The following is a 2,495-nucleotide window of genomic DNA, read 5'->3' as shown; positions in this document are numbered from 1 at the left end:
TGTTGATTGCCGCTGAGAAGTGACCCGGTTTGGGGTGATATTTCCATTTAGAATTGACCCATGTTTGAACCTTCCCTCGTTTGTTTTTCAGCGAGGGCTATGGAGTGATCGACATGGCATTATTGAGCGTTATCCGACGCTGGCATTACCGGGACGAACTATCGATCCGCGAGATTGCCCGACGAACGGGCTTATCGCGGAACACCATTCGCAAGTACTTGCGTCTCAATGGCGTCGAGCCAAAGTTTCAGGTTCCGGACAGGCCAAGCAAACTCGACCTATTTTCTGACCGATTGACCGCATGGTTAAAGTCTGAAGATCGTAAACCGCGCAAACAAAAGCGCACGGTGAAGCAGATGCACGCCGACCTTGTCGCTCTGGGCTATGAGGGATCATACAGTCGCGTTGCCACCTTTGCCCGCGAGTGGAAGGCCGATCTTCATATGCACAACCAGACATCAGGCCGGGGCACGTTTGTCCCTTTGAGCTTTGAGCCGGGAGAAGCATTTCAATTTGACTGGTCGGAAGACTGGGCAATTATCGGCAATGAGCGGACAAAGCTTCAAGTCGCCCATACGAAGCTAAGTTATTGCAGGGCCTTTATCGTTCGCGCCTATCTCACACAGTCCCATGAGATGTTGTTTGATGCCCATAATCATGCCTTCCGTGTGCTTGGTGGCATTCCACGACGCGGCATCTATGACAATATGCGTACAGCCATCGACAAGGTCGGTCGAGGCAAAGAGCGTGACGTCAATATCCGCTTTCAGGCCATGGCCAGCCACTATCTGTTTGAACCAGACTTCTGCAATCCTGCATCGGGTTGGGAGAAGGGACAGATTGAGAAGAATGTTCAGGATTCTCGGCATCGGTTCTTTCAACCCGTTCCACGATTTGCTTCGCTGGATGAACTGAACGACTGGTTGGAAGAGCGTTGCAAGTTTTTCTGGGCAACCACAACGCATGGTAAAATGCGCGGCAGCATAGCCGATCTTTGGGCTGAAGAAGTCCAGACCCTTATGCCCGTTTCCCGATCTTTTGATGGCTTTGTCGAATATACCAAGCGCGTATCACCGACCTGCCTCGTTCACTTTGATCGTACGCGTTATAGTGTCCCAGCATCCTTTGCCAATCGCCCTGTAAGCCTGCGTGTCTATCCTGATCGTGTCGTGGTCGCTGCCGAAGGGCAGATCATTTGCGAGCATTCACGCATCTTCAATCGCTCTCACGAAGCACCAGGTCAAACCGTCTATGATTGGCGGCACTATTTGTCGGTCATTCAGCGAAAGCCCGGCGCATTGCGCAATGGCGCTCCTTTCACGGAGCTGCCTGAAGCATTTCGCACACTCCAGCTTCATCTGTTGAAGAAGCCGGGCGGCGATAAGGAAATGGTCGATATTCTTTCCCTCGTCTTACAACATGACGAACAGGCTGTTCTCTTGGCGGTCGACATGGCGCTGAAGTCGGGAGTGCCGACAAAAACCCATATCCTCAATTTGCTTCACCGTTTGGTCGACGGCAAATCTCTCATTCCACCCCCGATTAATGCGCCGCAGGCACTGACCCTTAACAATGAACCCAAGGCCAATGTCGAACGCTACGACACCTTGAGAAAGACGGAGGCTCGTCATGCGTCATAATCCAGCGAGTGGTGCAATCGTAATCATGTTACGGCAATTGAAGATGCATGGCATGGCACAAGCAGTTGGTGAACTCACCGAACAAGGGTCGCCAGCTTTCGAGGCAGCTATTCCAGTTCTGTCACAGCTGCTTAAGGCGGAAACGGCGGAGCGTGAAGTCAGATCAGTTGCTTACCAGCTCAAAACTGCACGCTTTCCAGCCTACCGTGATCTGAACGGCTTTGACTTCGCAAGCAGTGAGATAAACGAGGCATTGGTCCAGCAGCTGCATCGCTGTGACTTTCTCAATGATGCAAACAACATTGTTCTGGTTGGTGGACCCGGAACGGGTAAAACTCATATCGCCACCGCTATTGGTGTCCAGGCGATTGAATACCACCACAAACGTGTCCGGTTCTTCTCAACGGTTGAACTTGTGAATGCACTTGAGCAGGAAAAAGCCCAAGGCAAATCGGGACAGATCGCCAACCGGCTCATTTATTCCGATCTCGTCATTCTTGATGAGCTCGGATATCTGCCATTCAGTGCATCAGGTGGCGCTCTTTTATTCCATCTGCTCAGCAAACTTTACGAGCGCACGAGCGTCATAATCACAACCAATCTTAGCTTCAGTGAATGGGCAAGCGTGTTTGGCGACGCCAAAATGACGACTGCATTGCTCGACAGGCTCACCCATCACTGCCACATCCTAGAAACTGGAAATGACAGCTTCAGGTTCAAAAACAGTTCCGCTCAGGAACCAAAACGAGCAAAGGAATACACGAAACTTGACCGTGAATAAAAACCCGAACATTAATTAAAAGGCGGGTCAATTCTCGGTGGAAAAACCGGGTCACTTCTCAGCGGCAATCAACA

At 51.1% G+C, this 2,495-nt stretch carries 2 protein-coding genes; both read left to right on the top strand.

Translation table 11 applies throughout. From position 1 onward, the window contains the following. Window positions 1-113: 113 nt before the first annotated feature. Entirely contained in the window at window positions 114-1,640 is a 1,527-nt protein-coding gene (istA, locus tag FGI60_RS26120) for an IS21 family transposase (protein ID WP_138787574.1), read from the top strand. After that, a complete protein-coding gene (gene istB / locus FGI60_RS26115) occupies window positions 1,630-2,421 on the top strand; it encodes an IS21-like element helper ATPase IstB (protein ID WP_094505636.1) in 792 nt (263 codons plus the stop codon). The genes istA and istB overlap by 11 nt, the downstream gene beginning before the upstream one ends. Window positions 2,422-2,495: the final 74 nt, after the last annotated feature.

It is taken from the genome of Brucella haematophila (assembly GCF_005938105.1).
In the GTDB taxonomy this organism is placed as follows: Bacteria; Pseudomonadota; Alphaproteobacteria; order Rhizobiales; family Rhizobiaceae; genus Brucella; species Brucella haematophila.
The sequence above is the reverse complement of the archived record's forward strand: the minus strand, read 5'-3'. Positions and strand labels throughout refer to the sequence as shown.